3 protein-coding genes are annotated in these 1,516 nt (G+C 69.1%); all 3 read left to right on the top strand.

What is annotated here, in order from left to right; all coding sequences use genetic code 11:
• Window positions 1-377: hypothetical protein (locus tag ACFWUY_RS41565; protein WP_384122216.1), on the top strand; the 377-nt coding region annotated here is incomplete at its 5' end.
• Entirely contained in the window at window positions 377-1,012 is a 636-nt protein-coding gene (locus tag ACFWUY_RS41560; protein ID WP_384122213.1) for a hypothetical protein, read from the top strand. The genes ACFWUY_RS41565 and ACFWUY_RS41560, both read left to right, overlap by 1 nt.
• A gap of 1 nt (window position 1,013) precedes the next feature.
• On the top strand, window positions 1,014-1,516 hold a 503-nt coding region (locus tag ACFWUY_RS41555), incomplete at its 3' end, for a hypothetical protein (protein ID WP_384122210.1).

Raw genomic sequence — 1,516 nt, 5'->3', positions numbered from 1 at the left:
CCGCGCAGTTGGTGCCGGTCAAGCAGGACGGCGGTGTCCTCGGTCGCACGGCCAAGCCGCACGTCGACCGGGCCACCAAGGCCCGTGACTGGGCCCGGATCTGGGGCCCGGCCGTCGCCGGTACCGCAGTCGCTGCCACCGCTGTGGCAGTTCTGCCGCTGCCCGGTCCGCTGGCGCTGTACGTGCTGGCTGTCGCCGCTTTCGGGTGGTGGCACTGCGCAGGCCGCCCCGGCGTCGCCGAGTCGGTCCAGATGTTCGGCTACGCCATCGCCGATACCGGCAGCTGGATCCGTCGCCATGTCGAGGCGCTGGCGCACCGTCGCGCCCGCTACGAGACCCGCCGCACCAACCGCAACCCCATCAAGAAGGAGAAGTGATGTCGCACAACACCATTCGATCCGTCGTGATCGGCGTATCAGCAGGAGCTGCTGTCGTCGCGGCCGCGGCCGCCGTCGATATCTGGCAGTACCGGCGAGCACAGGCCCAGTTCCGGGCGCTGGCCCAGCCGACCGATCCGGAGCTGGCGGCCCTCGATGCCGAGATCGCCGCGCGGCACGAGAAGTCCGTCGCCTCTCTGCGCGTCGACAACCGCGCCGCGCTGGCGAAGTTTCGGCCCGATCTGCTGGTCGTGGCCCACCCGAAGTACGTGAGCAGCCCAGCGGATCTGTCCGCCGCGCAGCTGCTGAGCGAGATCGAGGTGGTCAAGTCCCAGCTGCTGGACGCCCGAATTGCGGGCGACCTCGCCCCGCAGTTCCCACGCTCACCGAAGGTGATCGAACTCGAAGACCAGCTCGCCAGCCTGATTGCCGAGTTCACGGCCCGCAATAACCCGCATCTGTACGGGCACGAGCCGGTGTCGCCGGTCGAGGAGCGCCGCTACGCGCTGGCCTACGACCAGGTTCACGACGGCCGCGAGTGGCCTCACAACACCGAGGCCGGCGCGGCCCGCCATGCCGACAACCTGGCCTTCATCGAGCAGGCATTCATCGCCGAAAACACCAAGGAGAACTGACATGACCGTGATGCACCAAGGCGAGCACGCCGCCGCCCGCCGTTTCCTCAAGGACTGCGCCGACGCCTACGCCCGGCCCTTCGATGACGTCGAGGAGACCGAGGAGTTCATCGACGCCATGAACGGCGACCAGCTGCGCGCCATGATCCGCCGGACCTGGGGCGAGTGGGAGGACTGGCGGGCTGAGTTCGCCGACGCCATCGCCGAAGAGGCCGCCGTCGAAATCGCCCAGGACTGGGCCGAATTCGACGCTGCCGCCAGCGGGCGTCTCTACGGATCGCTCATGCGCCGGGCCCGGCCCTGGATGTCGTGCACTGCGACCGGCGCCGAAGTCGTCGACGAGATCGGCGAACACGTCATCGAAAGCCGCCGGGAACGGGAGCGCTGGACTGCGATCGCTCGCCGCCTGGACGCGCCGACGCATGTGGTCGTCGTGTGGTCGGTCGAGACCAGAGTCCGCCAGCTCGCTGCTGCTCTCGCCCGCCTGTTCCGCAACGCCAAGAC

The sequence above is a fragment of the Streptomyces sp. NPDC058664 genome, assembly GCF_042716635.1.
In the GTDB taxonomy this organism is placed as follows: domain Bacteria; phylum Actinomycetota; class Actinomycetes; order Streptomycetales; family Streptomycetaceae; genus Streptomyces.
This window is presented reverse-complemented; position numbering and strand designations above follow the sequence as displayed.

Excerpts from the sequence above, each read along its gene's own strand:
- ACFWUY_RS41560 (WP_384122213.1), top strand. The coding sequence starts at position 377 with ATGTCGCACAACACCATTCGATCCGTCGTGATCGGCGTATCAGCAGGA.